Here is a 20,173-nt window from a genome sequence, read left to right on the forward strand (position 1 = left end):
GCCGGACGATAATGTCTGCGCCTTCAATGACGCCATCATCATCGGCGGCGACATCGTCGCGCGCCGGCTCAAAATCGACGCCGAAGGCCGACCTTTGCCATGGTGGAACGGCTGCCGAGCGCTCGGGGATAACGAGGTTTTCCTGCTCGGCAGCGACAAAAACCGCTCCTTCGACAGCCGCTATTTCGGGCCTGTTCCCACTCAAAATGTCATCGGGAGGCTCGTACCACTATGGACCGAGTGACCCTCCTCTTGTTGGGCATGATCGCCATTGCGCCATGCGCCTGTTCCGCCTCGACCGGCGCTGAGCCGGTCGCCATCTCCCAAAGTCCGCAGCTGCGAAAGTGGCAGACGTTGGTATCGGAAGCAAGCCGGCGCTTCCATATTCCCCAAGCCTGGATCTATGCCGTCATGGCTGCCGAAAGCGGCGGCAAGACAATGCGCGGCGGCCGCCCCATCACCTCCCCCGCTGGCGCCATGGGCCTCATGCAGGTGATGCCCGGCACCTATGAAGAGATGCGGGTCGAACACGGCCTTGGGCCTAACCCCCACGATCCGCGCGACAATATCCTGGCCGGCACGGCCTATCTCAGTGCCATGTATGACCGCTTCGGATTTCCTGGCCTGTTTGGCGCCTACAATGCCGGTCCCGAGCGCTACGACGAGCATTTGAAGCGTGGCAAACCGCTGCCAGAAGAGACCGTCGAGTACCTCGACCAACTCAAGGCGGCCGGAGTTTCGGCGGCCGACATCGAGGCGTTCGAAAGCCAATCTGTCGCTCCAAAGGCGCAAATCGCTCCTCTCGGACGGTCGCTGTTCTTCATTCATGACGGTGTTCACTCAGGCGTGCGAAACGGCGATCTCTTCGTGCCGCTCGGCAAGGACGGCGCGCAGCCGAAGGAGCCGGTGCGTTAGCCATGGCGGACGGGGGCGCGTCTGGCGGGGCTGGGCGCGGAAGGCAAGATAAAGGTACCGCCTCCAGGAGGCGGTTAAATCTTTGTCTGCACATCGTTTTTCCGGGAGGCTGCCGCCGGTGCCAAGAGGGTTTGACGTGTAAGTGTCTGATTTTGCTTGATATGTCTGGGAGGCTCGCATTAAGGATGACGAGTTCAGGCCGAAGCTCGGCAAAATCGGGTCGCGCGGCTCGAAGGCCGGCAAACGCTATGCCGGCCAGGTTCGTGCGGCGATCAACCGGGCTGGCGGCCGGCCGCAACGCGGTGGTCGCTTCACAGGAAGCCGGACAGGGCGCGGCGGGGCGGCCGCCGCACTGCTGAAATCGCGCGACCGGTATGCCGCCTTCCGCCAGCGCCGGGTGATCGTCAAGGCGCGGGTCGTCAAGCTCGCCGGCAAGGGCGCGGACGGGGCGCGTGCCCATCTACGCTATCTTCAGCGCGACGGGGTCACCCGCGAAGGTGAACCTGGCGAGCTCTACGGCGCCGACAGCGGCCGCGTCGACGGCAAGGCGTTCATCGATCGCGCGGACGGCGACCGCCATCAGTTCCGCTTCATCGTCGCTGCCGAAGACGGCATCGAGTACGACGACCTCAAGGCGCTGACGCGGCGGCTCATGGCGCAGATGCAGGAAGACCTCGGCACGAAGCTCGACTGGGTCGCGGTCGATCATTTCAACACCGGCCACCCGCACAGCCACATCATCGTCCGTGGCAGGGACGACCGTGGCGAGAACCTGGTCATCGCGCGCGAATATATCTCATCTGGCATCCGCGAGCGGGCGGCCGAGCTGGTCAGCCTCGATCTCGGTCCGCGAACCGACCGCGAGATTGAGCTTCGCCTGCGCCGGGAAATGGAGCAGGAACGCTTCACCAGCATCGACCGTCGGCTGCTCAGCATGCGTGATGATGACGGCCTGGTCTCGCCGGGCGGTCCCGACGCCATTCGCCAGACGCTGCACCAGGGACGGCTGCGCAAGCTCGAGCGGATGGGTCTGGCCGCGGAGGTCGGCGCTGGCTCCTGGCGCCTCGACGATGAGCTCGAAGCCACGCTGCGCCGCACCGGCGAACGCGGCGACATCATCAAGACCATGCACCGCGAACTGACCGGCAAGGGGCTTGCCCGCAGGGCCGCCGACTGGGTGATCCACGATCGATCCGGCGAGCCCGTCCAGTCTCTCGTCGGTCGCGTTGTCGCGCGTGGACTGGCCGACGAGATCAATGACCGCCATTACATGATCGTCGACGCCGTCGACGGTAAGAGCCATTGGATCAACATCGGTAGAGGCGAGGCGATGGAAACGATGCCTAATGGCTGCATCGTGCGTGTCGCGCCAAGGAACACCGAGCCGAGGCAGGTCGATCGTACCATCGCCGAAATCGCCGCCGCGCATGGCGGCCGTTACGACGTCGATATGCACCTGAAGCATGACCCATCCGCCACCGAGAGCTTTGCGCGAACGCATGTGCGGCGGCTGGAGGCGATCCGCCGCGCGACCGGCGGCGTTGAGCGAGAGCCGAACGGCACCTGGCTCATCGCGCCGGACCATCTCGATCGCGTCGCGAATTATGAGGGCCAGCGGGCCAGGGCCGAGCCTGTCGTTGCCGACAAGCTCTCCTCAATGGCGCTGGAGCGACAGGTCAGCTTCAACGGCGCCACCTGGCTCGACCGGGAGCTGGTTGCCGATAGACCCGAGCCTTTGCACGGATCCGGCTTCGGCCGCGACGTGAGAGAGGCGCAAGCTCGCCGGCGGCAGTGGCTGATCGCGCAAGGCCTCGCGCATAAAGAACAGGATGGGATCGTCTATCGAGCCAACATGCTTTCGATCCTGCGCCAGCGAGAACTGAACCGTGTTGCTGGCCAACTGTCGGAGGAACTTGGCCTGCCCTATGCCGAAGCGCGATTCGGAGGACGAGTAGAGGGTACGCTCCGCCGCTCCGTCGAGCTTGCCAGCGGAAAATATGCCGTCGTTGAAAAGTCGCGCGAGTTCACGCTGGTGCCATGGCGGCCGGTGCTTGAGCGCCATGTGGGCAAGGAGGTCTCCGGTGTCGTGAGTGGGGAGGGGATTTCATGGACCGTCGGCCGGCAAAGGAGCGGACCTGGTGTTTCGTGAGATGGTGTACAGCTTTTTAGCCAGCGGCGCGGGCAGCCATGCGAGCCCGCGTAGACCTTATGGCCGCACGCCCGCAATCGGTCGCATGGACCTGCCAGGCGGGGCGGCTTTGGAGCGTTCGGACCCGACACGCTGCGTGAGTGGCCAGACTTCGAGCGCTCGAAGATGCGGACTGTTGTCTGCTGGCCGGCGTTATTCCGGCTGGCCTATGACCGCGGCGCAACAGTTCACCGCTGAAGTTGCCACGGGCGAACATCGACAAGAGAAAAAACACCATTGCGCGTTACAAATCGCCGTTGAAAGCGTTTAGGTTGCATGCGCTTCGCCAAGTAAACGGATACCCCAGAAGAGAGCCATGACCACGGCCCGCCATATCGTGACGCTGCTTAAAAGCCACATTGCCGGCGACGAGGATCGTTTCCTCTCTATCGCGATGCAGCTTGCTGCGCATGAGGCACGTCAAGGCCATGGCAAGCTTGCTCAGGAGCTCAAGGATCTGGTCGACGCAGCCAAGAGCAGGGACGCCCGGATTGCCAAGAGCAGTCGGCCGGTTCCCCTTTTTCAGCCAAAGGGCGAACTCGCAGGCCTCCTGCATGTGCGCTATCCGGACCTGCGACTGACGGACATGATTTTGCCGGACAGTCTGCGCTCGCGCCTGCACCGCGTGCTGGGAGAGCAGCGCCAACAAGCAAGCTTGCGCGAGCACGGGCTTGTTCCCCGTCGCAAACTGCTTCTGGTCGGCCCGCCAGGATCAGGCAAGACGATGACCGCATCGGCATTGGCCGGGGAGCTTCATCTGCCCCTTTTCATGATCGTCCTCGATGGTTTGATCACCAAGTTCATGGGAGAGACTGCCGGAAAGCTGCGGCTTGTTTTTGATGCAATGCAGGCGACGCGGGGCGTCTACTTCTTTGACGAATTCGATGCCATCGGCGCGCGTCGAGGCGAACGCCAGGATGTTGGCGAGATTCGGCGCGTGCTGAATTCGTTTCTGCAGTTTCTCGAGCAAGACGACAGCCACAGCCTGATTATTGCGGCAACAAATCATCCCGAGCTGCTCGACAGAGCTTTGTTCCGCCGTTTCGACGATGTCATCGAATACGCCGTGCCCGATCGGCCGATTATCGAGGCGCTGCTTCGGGCTCGACTCGACCGCTTCGACACCAGAGGGCTTGCCTGGAACGAGGCGATCTCTCAGGCAGAGAGACTGTCGCAGGCCGAGATCACCCGCGCGGCCGACGACGCTGCAAAAACCATCATATTGCGGGGGGGGAAGCGGATCACCTCGGAAGCGCTCATCGACGCTCTGAAGGAACGCCGGCAGGCTTCGCTGTCTGAGTAGCGACAGCACAGATCATAATGGCAGACGATTTTCCGCGCGACCGCGCCCATATCCACCTTCGCAACAACGGCATTCGGGAAGCCTATCGGCGGCCCAACCAACTTATACATGCACCGCCGCTGCCGGCGCGTGATCGGGCGTCGCATGCTGCGGCCTTGACGCAATCCATCGAACAAGCGGTCGAAAGTGCACGCCAGCAGATTGCGGCGCGTGACCCCCAGCTGTCGGTCGGCACGCCTGGCTTTTACCTCGAGATCGATCTGCCCATGTCCGGACGGGCGGCCCTCGACCAGTTGGCCGATCGTCGCCAGCACATGGAGCTGGTCGCCGTCCATGAGCCAACTCAACCCGGTGCTCCCATCACAGCGTCGGTGTTCCTGCCGCAAAGCGCGCAAGCCTATTATTTGCGGAAAGTCGAGGCGTATCGAGACGTTGACACTGACCGCGGCAGACCGCGCAACGAGCCGCTCGTCTCCCGCATGGAGACAGTCAGGCTGGCGACTGCACGATCGTTGTTTACCGACCACGACGACCTCTTCCCCCAGGCCGCTGACGAGCAGGTGTGGTGGGAAGTCTGGCTGCGCGACGGTCGCCGCGAGAACTTCGAGCACATTGCCGAAGCCCTGAACATCACTTTGCGCACGCATGCGGTCAGGTTTCCGGAGCGGGTGGTCATGCTGGCACTCGCCAGCACGGCAATGCTCGACCGCATGATTGCGCACAGCGATGTCGTCGCCGAGCTGCGGCGCGCGAAGGATACGCCGTCCTTCTTCATGGGCCTTGGCGGCGCGGAGCAAAGGGACTGGAGCGACGAGCTTCTCGGGCGCGTCAGACCGCCTCAATCCGATATTGCGGTCTGCATTCTCGACAGCGGCGTACGTCGCACCCACCCGTTGATCGAACCCGCACTTGCCGTTGAAGACTGGCACACCGTCAAACCGGCATGGGGCAGCGACGACACACCTGCGTGGAGCGGCCACGGGACGCGAATGGCAGGTGTCGGCCTGTACGGTGATCTGGTCCCGCTCCTGGTCGGAGGCGATCCAGTTCCATTGCCCTTTCGGCTGGAGAGTGTCCGTATCCTTCCGCCAGAAGACGAGGCAAACGATCCAGAACTCTATGGCTCGATCACCGCGGAAGCGATCGCCCGCGCCGAGGTGCAGGCGCCGGAGCGCCGCCGCGCGATCGCAATGGCTGTGACAAGCGCCAGTCCGGCGCGTGGAAGGCCCACATCGTGGTCTGCCGCTATCGACCAACTCTGTTTCGAAGAGGAGCAGCGACGCTTGATCGTTCTCTCTGCCGGCAACATCGGCGATGACCTCATGCCGGCCGAGCATTTGACGCGCAACGATCTGGAAGCAGTCGATGATCCTTCTCAGGCCTGGAATGCGCTGACGGTCGGCGCTTTCACAGAAAAGGTCGATATCATTGACACCGACTTTGCGGGCTACGCTCCGATCGCGCCGGTCGGCGAGCTCTCGCCGCGCAGTCGCACTTCGGTCGTTTGGGACAGGCAGTGGCCGGTGAAGCCCGAGGTCGTCTTCGAAGGCGGCAATCTCGCCCATGACGGTGTGTTGCCTGGCGAGCCGATCGACGATCTGCAGATATTGACCACTTTCTATCGACCCGAACTGCGCCACTTCACCACCCTCGGAGATACGAGCGCGGCAACGGCCCATGCCGCACGGATGGCGGGACTAATTCTATCAGCGCGCCCCGAGCTGTGGCCTGAAACGGTTCGCGCCCTGATCGTCCACTCGGCCGAATGGACTCCGGCGATGCGCGCACGCATCGATGCGTGCAACGGAGCGAAGGGCGAGATCCAGGCGCTCGTGCGGCGCTATGGTTACGGCGTGCCAGATCTTGGGCGCGCGCTTCTGTCAACGGTGAACGACCTCACGCTTATCGTTGAAGATGAGCTTCAGCCTTTCCAGCGCGAGGGCGGCGCGGCTGCCAAAACGCGTGACATGAAGCTGCATCGCCTGCCTTGGCCGAAGGAGCAGCTCGCGGCGCTCGGCGCTGCCCAGGTCGAGCTCCGCGTCACGCTGTCCTATTTCATCGAACCCAACCCCGGTGAACGCGGATGGACCCGCCGGCATCGTTACGCGTCCCATGGTCTTCGGTTCAGAGTAAAGTCAGCGACCGAGACAGTCGACGAATTCCGAGCCCGCATCAATCAGGCCGCTCGGGACGAGGAGGAAGGGGCGCCTGCTGGAGGCGGAGAAGAGTGGCTGCTCGGCACCTTCCGCGATCGCGGCTCGTTGCACGCCGATTTCTGGTCGGGCAGCGCCGCCGATCTCGCCGAGCGTGATGCGATCGGCGTGTTCCCGGTCGGGGGCTGGTGGAAGGAGAAGCCTTACCTGGAACGCGTCGACGCTCTGGCTCGGTACGCCCTGATTGTGACGATGCGGGCGCCTGGGGTCGATGTTGACATCTTCACACCCGTCGAAGCAGCCCTGACTGTCGAGACGTCGGTCGAGACCTGATGCAGCACTGTCCAAATCGGCCAACAACGGAGGTTTGACCAGCCTCTGGTGCCATGGCGGCTGGTGCTGGATCATCACGTCGGCAACAGGGATCATGCGCGGAGGACGATAGGCCGGCAAAGGAGCGGGCCAAGCGTGTGATAATGGCGCCCATGGTCACGCCCACAAGCCGCGCCCCCTGCGTCTACGGAGAGGTGCGCGTCTGTTTAGGCGGCCGAGACATCGCTTACCTGATCAACGCGCTCGCCGTATTTGCGCCTGTAAGCGGCAATGAAATCGTCGTCGCTACAGATGCAGCGGCCGCTGGAGTCCTTGGCCTTCGGATCGTGCAAGTGAGAGCCAAGGGGGCGCAGAAGATTCACCCGAGTGCTCGTCGTCGGGCTCATGGGAAACCCCGCACTATGTTTGACCAAATCCGCGGCAAGCATAATCCCGGCAAGCACCGACTGAAAGGCCATCGGAACCACAGTTCGAACGCGGCGACTTCCTTCGCTAAGCTGGAACACCAGACCGCCGCAGATAGCCTGCTGATAAAAGGAGCGCAGGGGCTGGCCGACAAACGGGGCTAGCGGTTCAAACGGCACAGCCATCGCTGTAGCCACGCGAACTACAAAGTCGTTGGGAACTCCGGCATTGGTCTGCAGGAGCGTTTTCACCTGCTCGTGTGCTTCCGGTATTCCGAGTTCCTCGGCAATCAGCTGGTGCTCGTCCTTGGATTTTCCGGATGGCAGGTACATGCAACAAAGGCAAGCCTGGCCGTCATCGAAACCATGCCGGGAGATACCGAGATCGTGCTCCTGCGTCCAAGCGTTTGCGATCCATCGCGGCAGTGCACCTTGGACAGCCAGACGGTCGGCGGCGGTGTCAAGCGCCACACCCACTTGGTCGAAGACCCAATTGCCCCGGCGCGCAACATATTCTGCCCACGTCAGAGGGTGCGCCTCGACCTCAAGGGCAGTCGATCTAAGGGCGGTGGCTGCAAGAACCGCTTTGGACATACCAATCTCCGCCTGGCCAGCCAATGCGTAGCGCTGCAGGTTTGAGAGTTCGATCGCTTCGTGATCGATTACATGCAGACGACCTTTGAGATCGGGTTGTCTCGCTAGCGCCCAAAGCGAGCCATGGCCTATCGCACCGAGCCCAACGAGGTGGGTTTCGCCAAGGTCGACTGGGAAGTCGATCGGGCCAGGCTCTCCGGCTTTGGTCTTGTCGTAGCTGCATAGCGAGAGGTCGATGGTTTCGTCCAACTCGGCGCCGGTCAACTGGGCAGCGAAGATAGTTCGAAAGACGTTGGCGGCGCCGAAGCAACTGGCGGCGCCAGCTCCATAAGGCAGCAGACTTGGGCCAGAGCCCACCGGGTCCGTACGCGACAGCTTTGCCGCCCAACCGTCCGATCCCACGAAAAAGATCGGGCACCGGAGTGATGGGCGCGTTACCCCTGCAACGACGCAGACGGTGGCAGACTTGCCGGAACGCCGGATGCCGACTTTTGGATTGATCGACTTTGCCAAGCGCTCCAGCGCTTGGGCTTGAGAGCTCGCCGCGCTGTCCAGCGGGAGTATCGCCAGAACCGGGTAGAGCCTAGCGAGCAATCTCACCGCAAGATCTAGTGTCGCCTGGCCTTCGGCGCAGGAAGCGGCCTGATGGTCGAAGGCGACTGCCACGACCTGCTTTTCAAGAGCTGCTTTGAAGTCTCCCAGATGAAAATCGGCCAGGACCTGAGATGCCGCCGTGGCGGCGCGATCGATGAAGTTAGCGAATGCCATTGTTCAACTCGATATCATGATCATTCGCGACAGTGCCGCGGGAGGGAGCGCATTCCATTTGGCCTTTTCGTCAAGCCGATAGGCGGCGACCCGAGCAAAATCGAAAGGCTCGCGGGCGAAATTCGGCACTACCAGCGACAGACACCCAACCGTGGTAGCAACCGCATAAGCGTCGTCCGTCGTCGAATGGTAGGCGCGGCCCGGATGGCTGTGAATCTGGGCCAAGAGTTTCAGGCCGCTTTTGTAGAGCCAGACATTGAGCCGGTGCAGTTCTTCGGCCGCAACGATCACGCAAACGCCATCGTTTGTCCGAATGTGACGCTGCGCCGGGATAACCGTCTCTGTTACGGCAAAGTGCCGCTCTTGCTGAACGCCGACCCAGAGCGCCATCCCCTCATTGCCCTCGCGACCAACTGAGCGCAGATGCCCATGCGTGGTCGAGATGCAGCCGCGCGGGAGAGTCACGATCGTTACATCTCTCAAACCAGTCATTCTTGTATCGCCTGAGGGGATACCACCATTCCTACGATTGTCGGTTGGAGTTGAATCTGCAACTGCTCTATAGGAACGATTCCGTACTTGATGATCTTGTCCAGGATGAAGGCCAAACAGCCTTCGCCAGAACCCCGATGAAGCAGCCATGGATCACCTGAATGGGCTGGATTGTCGTGGTATTCCCGGACGCCCGCCATGCACAGGAATGGTTCGTCCTCGGGACTGTTGGCCTGGATGAAGTCCGTCAGCGGCACGGCGTTCTGCTGGATGAGAGCTCCTATCATCTCCGGCGGCGTTCCGGGCAGCGGCGGACGTCTAAGCATTTTCAGGTATAGATCTTTCCGGGCAATCGGATGACGCGTAAACGGATCGACGAAGACCACGGACGGTGGTCTTAAGTCGTAGTCGGTGAAGTCGACCTCGCTCGCTGCGCTGACCACCCGTGGCTTTAACTTGGGGCTGGCGAAAATGAAGAAAGCGCGCGGAAAGGTCGCCTCGATCAAGAAGCAGCCCTGAGCCCGATAGACATCAGCATATGGCCGGAACCGGCCGATCTCCCGATCAAACTTCGCTCGGGAGACCTCCGGATCCACACTTTGGTGTTTAGGCACCTGCGACGCCCGCCTTCAGGCTGAGGAACAGGGTCACAGTATTCGGGAAACCGAAGTCGCCAAGCTTCTTGTCGACATCGAGCAAGTTGCCGGCCTCATCCTTGAATTCCCAATTCTCGGCTGGTTGGGCGACATTCTGCGTGTTCTCAAGGGCTTTGGTACGAATGACGTGAAGCGGCTGGTTGGGATTGGCTTCGACCTGCGTGGGCTGGCCGTTCACCACCACCGTGATCTCGATCTTGCCCGGTCCGCCGCCGTGATTATCGCCCTTACCCGAATCCTTCGACATTGTCCTACTCCTGTGGCTTGCCAACCGCCCCACGCCCTGGCGCCCACCTGCGAGTGAGACCGGCGGTCTTCAATCGTTCACCCGGCGCCACGGCCGCGAGTACGCGAAAGACAGGGGATAAGCTACCGAATCGGTGCTTGCCTTCTTTTATGGGTGACTTGAGCCGCAAGTAAATGGTCTCAAATTGCTCCTCACAACTATAATCGATTAGAGCAATGCAAAAATATTGGCGACACGCCTATTCATCTGCTCTCTCACTCGCCTGCTCCGTGCTTGGCAAGGGGAGCTTTGACTGCGTCACGCGTCCCCCAAGCAGCCGATTGCGCCGGCAGCGCCGTAGGAACCGTCGTTCAGAGTCTTCACCACTCAAGCAGCCGCATGGATGCAGCCGACGCTCGTCTCCACAAACAGCGCAAGTGGTGCCTTGTTGGATAAGGTCGCCTCGTCCCTGGTGCAGCATCTGTCGGAACGGGTCCGCTGCGAGACCATGCCTCATCATCGCGCATGCGCAGCAGCCGGCGGTCGATGCTCGTAAGGCGTTCTGCTCATTTCGTGGCGAAGGCGCTGCTCGACTCGCGGACATATGCGGGCACCGAGGCGGAGGCTGACCAGTCGGCGCCGCGTTCGCGGATGTCGCTTGCAATGTGCTCGCGTGCGTTTGCCGCCGGCGACCTTGCCGTCCTCGCCTGCTATGGCGAGCCGGCGCAAGCGGATTGCTCGATACTGCCGGCGAGGCTGCGGGCCGGTCCTAACGGCCGTTCACAAGAGCTTGCATCAGCAACTGGCAATCGGATCGATAACTTCGCGATCGCCGTTATGGCGCGGAGATGCGGTCTCGCCGGGTTGTGGCTGGCGCTTCGTTGTGGGCGGCGCGTCGTAGCCGAGGGAGCAGGGGCGGCGCCATGATCCAGACCGAACGCGCGCTGCAGCAGGTGCTTGAGTGGGGGCGTGCCCTGACCGGTTTCGCGGATGAGCATGCTGAGGAAGCGGTAAGGGGCGGCCAGTATATCCTGCAACGCATTCACCCGAGCCTGCGCGACACCAGCGCCCGCACCGGCCGCGATCCGCAGGACGAAACGCTGATCGTGGCGTTCTATCGCGAACTGGCGCTGCTGTTCTGGCTAGACGATTGCAACGACGTTGGCCTGATCGCGCCGGAGCAGCTCGCCGCCCTGGAGCAGGCGCTGGGGCACGGCGTACCGTGCGTGCTCTCCGGATTCGAGGGCTGCGCTCAGCTGCGCGCTTCGCTGGCTGCGCTCGCTTACGATCGTCACGACTATGCTCGGCTTCTCGACTATACCCGGTGCTACTGCGCGGCGCTGCGCGCCGGACACGCGCAGGCGGCAGGGGCGCGACGCTGGTCTTACGCCGAGTACCTGCACAACGGCATCGATTCGATCGCTTACGGGACCGTGTTCTGTTGCCTGTCGCTGCTGTGGGGGCTGGACATGGCGACCTTGCGCGCGCGTCCAGCGTTTCGCCAGGTCCTGCGGCTCATCTCAGTGATAGGGCGCCTGCAGAACGATCTGCATGGACGCGACAAGGACAGGTCGGCCGGCGATAACGCGGCGATCCTGCTTCTGCAGCGCTATCCGGCTATGCCTGTGGTTGAGTTCCTCAACGACGAGTTGGCCGGCCATACGCGCATGCTGCACCGGGTGATGGCGGAAGAATGCTTTCCCGCGCCGTGGGGACCGTTGATCGAGGCGATGGCGGCGATCCGCGCGCAGTACTACCAGACTTCGACCAGCCGCTATCGCAGCGACGCTGCAGGGGGAGGCCAGCGTGCGTCGGCCTGGACGCGCCGGAGGCGGCGGCTTGGGCGCGCTGCCGTCGGTTCGATCCGACGCAACGCCGTCGCCCGCTGCTACGGATGGAGCGAGCATGAGCGACACCGCCCTGAGCCGGGGAAGGACGAACATCTGGACATCGTGCTGGATCGGCGAACGGCGCCGGCCACGGTGGCCGCTGGCTGGGAGTACATCCATCTCGAACACTGCGCACTGCCCGAGTTGGACCTGACGCAGATCGACCTGCGCGCCTCGCTGCTGGGCAAGGCTATGCGCGCGCCGCTGCTGATCAGCTCTATGGCCGGCGGCATGCCACGGGCCGAGGCCATCAACCGGCATTTGAGCGAGGCAGCGCAAGCCTTGGGGATCGCCATGTGCGGTTCGCAGCGTGTGAGCCTGCAATCCCGCAACTCCCAGGGGCTAACGCGCGCGCTGCGCCGCCTGGCGCCAGACATTCCCTTGCTGGCCAATATCGGCGCCGCGCAACTGCGGGAGGCCGACGGCCTGGACCTGGCGCGTCGCGCGGTGGACGCGCTGGAGGCCGATGGGCTCATCGTCCATCTCAATCCGCTGCAGGAAGCGGTACAGCCGGAGGGCGACCGCGAACTGGCGCGGCGTCCTGGCGCTGATCGCTGGCGCCGCGCGCATCGTGGGCGTGCCGATGGTGGCCAAGGAAGTGGGGGCGGGCCTGTCCGCCTCGGTGCCTGTGCGCTCGTCGAGGCGGGCGTGGCGGTAATCGATGTCGCCGGCGCCGGCGGCACCAGTTGGGCCGCAGTGGAGGGCGAGCGCGCCCGCAATGCCGCCGACCGTGCAGTGGCGATGTCATTCGCCGATTGGGGGATTCCACCCTGACCAGCGTGCAGGCGGTGCGTCGGGCGCTGCCAACGGTGAAGCTGATCGCGTCGGGCGGGATCCGCGATGGCGTCGACGTGGCCAAGGCCATCCGCCTGGGCGCGGACATCGCCGGGCAGGCGGCCAGCGTGCTGGGCGCGGCGACAGTGTCCACCGGGGCCGTTGTCGCGCATTTCGAGATCGTCATCCGCCAGTTGGCCGTCGCCTGCTTCTGCACGGGCTCGGCTGATCTGGCGGCGTTGCGTCAGGCGCGCTTGTTGCCCTCGTCGCATTTGTCCGCCGGTTGATGTCGGCGTCGTCCGCACGCTAACAGCAGGCTGCTGAAATACCTACGCCAAAGACAGACTATTGATCCCCCTGGCGAGACGGCTCGATTGACGGGAGCGATGTGTTCATGGAGCAGCTGTTCACGATGAAGCGGTTGGAAGATTTCGTTCCAGCCGGTCATCCTGGTGCCCGCACCGGCTGATGATCAATGGAGCGCTGGTGCGGCTAGACGGCATCCTTTCCGGCATGTACGCCTGCAGTGCCAAAGGCGGTCGCCCCAGCGTTGCGCCGGAGAAATTGCTGCGGGCCGTGTGTTGCAGGTGTTCTACAGCGTCCGTCGGAATTGATGCAGCAGGTGCTGCTGTGGCAAGGCCAAGACCCGGGAATGCCGTCAGCTTTGATCAGGCGCTTCGGGCCGTCGGAAACGCGCGAAGAGTCCGGCTTTCGAAAAAGGCCGAACGCCTCAGATAAAGCCAGAACTCCTTGGGTCACCATCAAACCAATTTGACGCCCCGGGACAATTTCGTCCGGCATTGTCCGGTGTGCGACGATGTTGGGGATGCGACATAGGCGGATTGCCGTGTATTTAAACCGCTTTTCCTTTGGCACGCATATTGCGCCCTATCGGTAAACCTCGTCATGGGCCGGCGGCAATCGCTCGGAGATTGTCGAAATAGCACAATGATTTCTGCCGGGGTGACATCCGGCCCGACTAGAGCAGGACCTTTCAGATGATGCAGAAAAGCAAGCGGCCATACTCGCGGGGAAATAGTCGCGTCAGGGCTGCATGGACGCTCTTTCCTGGTTGTTTCGGCGGCGGACGCCAACTCTTCAATCGGCACCCGAACCAGTGCCTGGATGTCCAAGGAGCGCCCCTGTTGCGCGTGCCTGGCTGCACCCGCGTGCTGGCTCTCCTCCAAGGCGACGCTTCGGCGCTGCTGCAGACCGGCGACGAGAACCCAACTTCAAAATTAGCATTCCGAAAACCGAAAGAAGTGAACAGGTATGTCCAGGATCGGCGCTTTGACGCGCGCCGCATGGCGATCGGCAACTCAGACGCTGGCCAAGGGTTCGAAAAGTTTACACCCGACGCTAGCGCCGGCCGATTTCAAGCGCGCACTTACGATCAACGATCGATATGGCGGGCTCACTGTCAATGTCCCCAAAATGCCTTTCTGGCTGACCGGGGGTGAAGCCTTCGTCTACCGCCGGACTAGCCACGGCGAGCAGCAGTTCATGCAGGTCGATGCTGCCACGGGTTTCAAGCGGCCCGCTTTCGATCAGGCGCGTCTGGCGGCAGCGCTAAACAAGGTGAGCCATGAGAGCTATCAAGCCGGCAATCTTCCGTTCGACCGTTTCGAACTGAGTGAGGATGGTCGCAGGCTCGACTTCCAGATTGAAGACACCCGGTGGAGCTGCGACCTTGCAAGCTATGACTGTACCAGCACCACATTCGATGCAAGGAAAGGGGACCGTAGGGAGCTCAGCCACCGCTACACGCCGCCAGCGGAGAACAACCCCGACAAGAGCAACGCGTCGCCCGACGGCAAATGGATCGCCTATATCAAGAACTGCAACGTTTTCCTGCGCAGCGAGGACGGATTGCAGGATGTTCCTCTGAGCCGGGACGGAGCCGAAGGCAATTGCTACGTCTTTTCGACGCTGAGCTGGTCGCCGGACTCGCGCCACCTCGCCGCTTACCTTGTTCGCCCCGGCTATAGGCGAGAGGTCCGCTACCTCAATTCTTCGACGGACCAGTTGGAGCGGGAATATTCAACAAAATTCTATCCCAGGCCGGGCGATGTCCTTCCGCTGCCCCAGCCAGTCCTGTTCGACATTGCCGGCCGGCGCCAGATCGTGATTGACGGTGCCCTCTTCTCGAACGTCTTCGAACTTTCCCCTCTCCGGTGGTGGGCGGACAGCCGCGGCTTCACTTTCGAATATAACCAGCGCGGGCATCAGCTTTATCGCCTGGTCGAGGTAGACGCCGCCTCGGGCCGCGGGCGCTCCCTGATCGATGAGACCAGCGAGACATTCGTTGATTATTTGCCGCTGGGGCATGGCCAGGAGGATGCCGGAAAAATCTTCCGTTACGATGTCGATGACGGGAAGGAGATCATCTGGGCATCAGAGCGCGACGGGTATGAGCATTTGTATCTTTTCAACGGCCGGACAGGCGCGCTCGAAAACCAGATCACGCGAGGTGAGTGGGTCGTCCGGAGGGTCAACCATGTCGATCCGGTCAAGCGTCAGATCTGGTTCGAGGCGAGCGGGATGAACTCGCAGGAGGACCCCTATTGGGTCCATGCTTACCGCATCGGCTTTGACGGCAAGGGACTGACTGCACTGACGCCCGAACCGGCCAACCACCATATCGAGTTCTCGCCTGACAGGCGCTATTATGTCGATCTCTGGTCACGCATCGATCTGCCCCCGCGCATGGCACTCTACCGCGCCAGCGACAATGCCAAGCTCCAGCAGATCGAGACGGCCGACATTTCTGAGCTCGTCGCCGCAGGCTGGCAGCCGCCGCTCAGTTTCCATTCCAAGGGGCGCGACGGCAAAACTGACATCTGGGGCGTGCTCCACCTGCCAGCCAACTTCGACCCGACGAAGAAATACCCGGTTGTGGAGAATATCTATGCTGGACCCCACGGCTCCTTCGTCCCAAAATCCTTCTCGCGGTGGACAGAGCCGCTCACGCAGCTGGGCTTCGTCGTTGCTCAGATCGACGGCATGGGCACCAACAACCGCTCCCGCGCCTTCCATGATGTTGCTTGGAAGAATCTGAAGGACGCAGGATTTCCCGATCGCATTCTGTGGCACAAGGCGGCGGCCGCGCAATATCCATGGTACGACATATCCAACGTCGGCATTTTTGGCGCATCCGCCGGCGGCCAGAGTGCAGTCAGCGCGCTGCTCTTTCACCCCGATTTCTACAAGGTCGCCGTCGCCAAAAACGGCTGCTTCGACAACAGGATAGACAAGACCTGGTGGAACGAACTTTGGATGGGGTGGCCGGTCGGCATTGAATATTCGCAATCCTCCGCCGTTGACAATGCTCACAGGCTGCAGGGCAAGCTGATGATCGCGGTCGGCGAAATGGATGATAATGTCGATCCGTTTTGCTCGTTCCAGCTTGCCGATCGACTCATCAAGGCAGGAAAAGATTTTGACATGGTCTACGTTCCTGGTGCCAATCACCATACTCTAGGCACCTACACCGAGCGCAAACTCCTAGACTTCTTCGTTCGCAACATTCTCGGTCAGACCCCGCCCGACTGGAACACCAAACCGATCGAGCTGGAATAGCTTGTGGCTCTTGCAATTGTTAGCTCGCCTTATCAGCTGTAATCAGGGCGAGGCGCGAGCAAATCTGCACCGAAGGACGATCGTGGAGTCTAGGACTTGCGCTGCGTATTGAGGATCGGCTCGCCGCGACGTTGGTCTGAGCAAACTGCTTGATAGGCACGCCTGCAGACCGCGTGTGTGCGATTGCAAGATCCCCTATCAGCCTGGTGTGAAGCGTTCAGGGGAAAAGCCGCACCCAACGCCGCTTCCGCTCGCCGTAACGCTACGGCGGTGCGGCCCACCGATCCGCTCGACGAGCATTGGAACACATAGGTCCCCGAACGGACGATTGCCTTGGCAATAGAAGACCCTCGTCGGTCATCGCCGCTGTGGGTGGCAGCCCGTCGGTCTGGAGCTGCCACGATTCTCATCCTCGCGTCACATATGAGCTGAAGCTTTCCGGATCGGGTATCCAATCGGCATCCAGTTGCTCGGCGATATGGTTGAATTCTGCCCTCAGGACAAGAGTGAGTAGAGCAGCCCCGCTACGAAAATCCCATCCTGGTTCGTTTGACGCATCGACTATTCAGATTGATTGGCGTGATACCCGGCGCGGCCGCAACACGCGAGGCCGTCAACCGCTGAGCAGAAAACCAGCCTTCGCCTTCCGCGGCGGCGGACCTCGTCAGCCTCTCGAAAGCTTGCCTGAGTAGGTTGCTCATGTGATCTGTGGAAGTGAGGATAGCGTGCACCCGTACAAACTAGACATTCATCGTGGCAGCTTGGCTGCAGGTGCAGCACGCCGTACCGCACGAGCAAGCGGACAGGCCGGCCAAGCCGGTTTTGAGCAGCACTTGGGCGAACTGCAGGCGGCGGACGAGTTGATGGGTGCGCTAGGCGAGGAGGTCCTCGTCAATGGCTCGCATGGTAAAGGTGAGTTGAGACCAACGAAGAGGCAGAGGATCCAAAGCAATCTGCAGCATGCTGTCACTGAGCGGCAACCAGGTGAGGTTGGCAACTCAGGCGCTCGCGTGATGATGCAACTCCCCACCGATCAGGTGGGTACATCGGAACGGGAGGCGCAACTTGTGATGCAGGGGGACGAGCACGAATACACCCCAGCACCGCATCTCGACGGGTCGATGCCCTCGACAGTGCAGCCGGATCGTCCAATTGTGGTCCCCGACGGTGCCGACAAGCGTCCTGTTTATTCCAACGATGCCACCGCCATCGAAGGGCTGAAGTCAGCACTCCTTGCGGGTAAAGCCAGGCCGGACACGGTCACTCGCAGCACAAATTCTCTTTTCGGCTTTAGTCGTTGGCTCTTTCAAAACAACAAGCCAGGGCTTGCTGCTCGGCTTTACCATCCGTCGCTGAGCCAGGATCTCGAGGAGTACGAGAGTAGGGGTGGTTCCTCCACCGTGGCTGGCGCACTGCGTCAATTGATGAAGTCGATGGGCGGAGCCGGCCCGATTGTGGGTCGCGCTGTCCTGAACCCCCATCCTGACGACGCCGCGCTCACCAGACATTTCAGATCCGCGAGCGGCTACGCAACTGCTCTTAACCATTTCAGTCATTACCTACGTCAAAATGACAAGCTCGGAATTGCGGGTCGCATTTACGATAAATCGCTGGATAAAGATGTTGAGAGCTACAAGGCCGCCTCCTCTAATGGTGGAGCTCCGATCGAATCTGCGCTGGTTTATCTCCGCAAGAACCCGCCGCGCGTTATACTCGGGAATCATCTGGAAAACGCGGTCAGCATGGAGGCTCGTCCCCGTGGCGACGCTGCTCAGCATACCGCACCACAGCAGGGATTCGATTGGCCAGAGGAGCTCCTGCCGGTAGGTTATAAGGAGGGCACCGATCTACCATTGTCTCTCGCCCCAACCGCGCACCAACACCAAGCGCCCGACTTTGGAGAGGCCGTCCCTCACTTGAACTGGCGCCACGGCGACCAGGGCGCCCCGGAGGAGCTGGTAGCTGCACGGGACAGGAGCAGCCCGCTGCCAAGCGAGGCGGTGCCACATAAATCTGGACGGGGACTCGCTACGCAGCCCAGATTGTGGGCGGAGAAATCCGCCTCGCCAGAGCTCTTTCGACGGCGGGCGGAGCAGGCTCTGCCGGCGTCCGCCAGAGGTGTGGAGACATCCTCCGCGGTTGATGAAGCCGCGCAGGCCGCTCGCCAAGCTTTGGCTTGGTTGCAGCAGGAGATGGAGGGGATCGAACCGATGCAGGATCCTCATGAGGTGGCTACACCGGAATGTGAGGCGCAGCTCGTCAGGCAGAGGGATGAGCACGAATCCACCCCAGCACCGCATCCCGGAGGTGGTGGGTCGATGCCCTCGACAGTGCAGCCGGATCGTCCAATTGTAGTCCCCGACGGTGCCGACAAGCGTCCTGTCTATTCCAACGATGCGACCGCTATCGAAGGGCTGAGGGCAGCATTCCACGCGGGTAAGGCCAAAGCGAACACGGTCACTTACAATGTAAATTCTCTTTTCGGCTTTAGTCGGTGGCTCCTTCAAAACAACAAGCCAGGGTTTGCTGCTCGGCTTTACCATTCGTCGCTGGATCAGGATCTCAAGGAGTACGAGAGTACGGGTGGTTCCTCCACCGTGGCTGGCGCACTGCGTTACCTCAAGAAGTCGACAGGCGGAGCCCCGATTATGGCTCGCCCTGTCGTGATCCCCTATCCTGACGATGCCGAGCTCATTAGAAATTACAGAGCCGCTTCGACCAAGGAGTACCTGGCAGCGCCTGCGACCGGACGGAATCCAGATACCGTGGGCGGCTATACAAATTTTCTTAGACATTTTAGTCAGTACCTGCGTCAAAATAACAAGCTTGGGATTGCGGCTCGGATTCACGACAAATCGCTGGATAAAGATGTTGAGAGCTTCAAGGCTGTCTCCTATGGTAATAGGCTAAGTATCAGTTCTGCATTGGCTCACCTCCGGGATATCCTGCCGCGCATTGTGCTCGGGCGCGAAACTGTCCTTTCTGCTCATCCGGCAGACGCAGTCACCAGGCGCGTTGGGGCCGCTGCTGAAGCTGGGCCAGCGGCACCGGCAAGAGCTCCCCAACCCGCCTCGCCAGCAACCGCTAGGCTGCCAGGCACCTACCGCGGCCTTCCACTGGTTGATGTGACCACACTGACTACCAGTTCCTCTGGGGCTCAGATCGGGGCGCTCGATCCGACAGCCCCGTCCAACGTTGCAACGGGGCGGGTGCTCGGCGCCGCCGAATGGCTGAGCGACGCCCATATCCAGAGAGATTACAATTTGCTGGAGGGGCAACTGCAGGGGATCAATCCGGCGCTCGCTGCCCGGACTCGGCTGGTGGATCCTTCCGTATCCCATCTACTGCGACACACGTCGCCGCAAGACGCTCGAGGCATATTGCAGTCCATCTATAATCAAAACAACGCCACAGCCGACTTCCTGTTCTTGCCAGTGAATAATGGCACGGCTACTAGCCCCGGCACCCATTGGTCGCTGCTGCTCGTTGATCGCCGCGACCCGGAAAGGCGGTTCGCCTATCACTACGACTCCCTCCAGCGAGAGGGATATAACGACGTGCCTGCAAAACAGCTCGCAGGACTGCTGAATGCCACCTTGGCGCCAGCCCCCATGGCCAGACAGACGAACCATTATGATTGCGGCGTATTTGTCCTGGAGGGCACGTGGGCGCTGGTTGAACGATTGGTGAAAGGGCAGCGGCCAGACCACGAGCCGCTGCCCCTCGACAACCTCGTTGCCGATCGGCAGGCGCTGCAAGACCGGCTAAGGAGGCGCTTGCCGCACGAGGAAGAGCCGCGGCAGCTGCTGGAGGATGAACCCGCCTCCCCACCGATGATGGCATTCGAGCCAGGGGAACTGCGGCAACTGTTGGAAGACGAGCCTGCCTCCCCACCTGTC

Annotated in this window: 11 protein-coding genes and 3 pseudogenes; 10 read left to right on the forward strand and 4 right to left on the reverse strand. The window is 61.7% G+C overall.

Annotation, left to right across the window (positions count from 1 at the left end; translation table 11 throughout):
* The 5 genes from ENZ74_RS03265 to ENZ74_RS03285 form a co-directional block, all read left to right on the forward strand.
* The coding region (locus tag ENZ74_RS03265) for a S26 family signal peptidase (protein ID WP_206522254.1) at positions 1 to 244 on the forward strand (244 nt) is incomplete at its 5' end.
* A complete protein-coding gene (locus ENZ74_RS03270; protein ID WP_024505647.1) occupies positions 232 to 915 on the forward strand; it encodes a lytic transglycosylase domain-containing protein in 684 nt (227 codons plus the stop codon). The genes ENZ74_RS03265 and ENZ74_RS03270, both read left to right, overlap by 13 nt.
* 178 nt (positions 916 to 1,093) lie before the next feature.
* Positions 1,094 to 3,064 (forward strand): relaxase/mobilization nuclease RlxS, encoded by a 1,971-nt coding sequence (gene rlxS / locus ENZ74_RS03275; protein ID WP_063169238.1) that lies wholly within the window; start codon positions 1,094 to 1,096, stop codon positions 3,062 to 3,064.
* 355 nt (positions 3,065 to 3,419) lie between these two features.
* Positions 3,420 to 4,406: an ATP-binding protein gene (locus ENZ74_RS03280; protein ID WP_024505649.1), complete on the forward strand. Its 987-nt coding sequence runs from the start codon at positions 3,420 to 3,422 to the stop codon at positions 4,404 to 4,406.
* A gap of 17 nt (positions 4,407 to 4,423) precedes the next feature.
* The gene (locus ENZ74_RS03285) at positions 4,424 to 6,892 is read left to right on the forward strand and encodes a S8 family peptidase (RefSeq protein WP_063169237.1); all 2,469 of its coding nucleotides are present in this window, start codon (positions 4,424 to 4,426) and stop codon (positions 6,890 to 6,892) included.
* 206 nt (positions 6,893 to 7,098) lie between these two features.
* Here the strand turns inward: ENZ74_RS03285 and ENZ74_RS03290 are convergent, their stop codons facing one another.
* The 4 genes from ENZ74_RS03290 to ENZ74_RS03305 are packed head-to-tail and all read right to left on the reverse strand — an operon-like array spanning position 7,099 to position 10,053.
* Positions 7,099 to 8,658 (reverse strand): E2 ligase fold family C protein, encoded by a 1,560-nt coding sequence (locus tag ENZ74_RS03290; protein ID WP_024505651.1) that lies wholly within the window; start codon positions 8,656 to 8,658, stop codon positions 7,099 to 7,101.
* A gap of 3 nt (positions 8,659 to 8,661) precedes the next feature.
* Positions 8,662 to 9,150, reverse strand: coding sequence for a Mov34/MPN/PAD-1 family protein (locus tag ENZ74_RS03295; RefSeq protein WP_024505652.1), 489 nt, complete (start codon positions 9,148 to 9,150; stop codon positions 8,662 to 8,664).
* Positions 9,147 to 9,764, reverse strand: coding sequence for a putative metal-binding protein (locus ENZ74_RS03300; RefSeq protein ID WP_024505653.1), 618 nt, complete (start codon positions 9,762 to 9,764; stop codon positions 9,147 to 9,149). The genes ENZ74_RS03295 and ENZ74_RS03300 overlap by 4 nt, the downstream gene beginning before the upstream one ends.
* Entirely contained in the window at positions 9,757 to 10,053 is a 297-nt protein-coding gene (locus ENZ74_RS03305; protein ID WP_024505654.1) for a DUF2604 domain-containing protein, read from the reverse strand. Before ENZ74_RS03305 ends, ENZ74_RS03300 begins: the two co-directional genes overlap by 8 nt.
* Positions 10,054 to 10,955: 902 nt before the next feature.
* On the opposite strand from ENZ74_RS03305, the pseudogene ENZ74_RS03315 reads away from it, so the two are divergent.
* From ENZ74_RS03315 to ENZ74_RS03330, 5 genes and pseudogenes are all read left to right on the forward strand, one after another.
* Positions 10,956 to 11,849: pseudogene (locus ENZ74_RS03315) on the forward strand (hypothetical protein); the annotation flags it as partial.
* 88 nt (positions 11,850 to 11,937) lie between these two features.
* A pseudogene (gene fni / locus ENZ74_RS03320) lies at positions 11,938 to 12,982 on the forward strand (type 2 isopentenyl-diphosphate Delta-isomerase).
* An 86-nt stretch (positions 12,983 to 13,068) separates the two neighbouring features.
* A pseudogene (locus tag ENZ74_RS34925) lies at positions 13,069 to 13,300 on the forward strand (IS5/IS1182 family transposase); the annotation flags it as partial.
* A gap of 667 nt (positions 13,301 to 13,967) precedes the next feature.
* Positions 13,968 to 16,274 carry a S9 family peptidase gene (locus tag ENZ74_RS03325; RefSeq protein ID WP_063169235.1) on the forward strand — a complete coding sequence of 769 codons (2,307 nt, stop codon included), beginning with the start codon at positions 13,968 to 13,970 and terminating at the stop codon, positions 16,272 to 16,274.
* An 833-nt stretch (positions 16,275 to 17,107) separates the two neighbouring features.
* Positions 17,108 to 20,173 (forward strand): Ulp1 family isopeptidase (locus ENZ74_RS03330; protein WP_245470931.1); only part of this gene is annotated, 3,066 nt, incomplete at its 3' end.

This window comes from Mesorhizobium sp. M7A.F.Ca.CA.002.15.2.1 (assembly GCF_003998715.1).
Lineage (GTDB): Bacteria > Pseudomonadota > Alphaproteobacteria > Rhizobiales > Rhizobiaceae > Mesorhizobium > Mesorhizobium ciceri.

Bases quoted from the DNA above. Each gene is read 5' to 3' on its own strand.
- ENZ74_RS03305 (WP_024505654.1), bottom strand. From the start codon at position 10,053: ATGTCGAAGGATTCGGGTAAGGGCGATAATCACGGCGGCGGACCGGGC.
- ENZ74_RS03280 (WP_024505649.1), top strand. From the start codon at position 3,420: ATGACCACGGCCCGCCATATCGTGACGCTGCTTAAAAGCCACATTGCC.
- ENZ74_RS03290 (WP_024505651.1), bottom strand. From the start codon at position 8,658: ATGGCATTCGCTAACTTCATCGATCGCGCCGCCACGGCGGCATCTCAG.
- ENZ74_RS03325 (WP_063169235.1), top strand. From the start codon at position 13,968: ATGTCCAGGATCGGCGCTTTGACGCGCGCCGCATGGCGATCGGCAACT.
- ENZ74_RS03270 (WP_024505647.1), top strand. From the start codon at position 232: ATGGACCGAGTGACCCTCCTCTTGTTGGGCATGATCGCCATTGCGCCA.
- ENZ74_RS03285 (WP_063169237.1), top strand. From the start codon at position 4,424: ATGGCAGACGATTTTCCGCGCGACCGCGCCCATATCCACCTTCGCAAC.
- ENZ74_RS03295 (WP_024505652.1), bottom strand. From the start codon at position 9,150: ATGACTGGTTTGAGAGATGTAACGATCGTGACTCTCCCGCGCGGCTGC.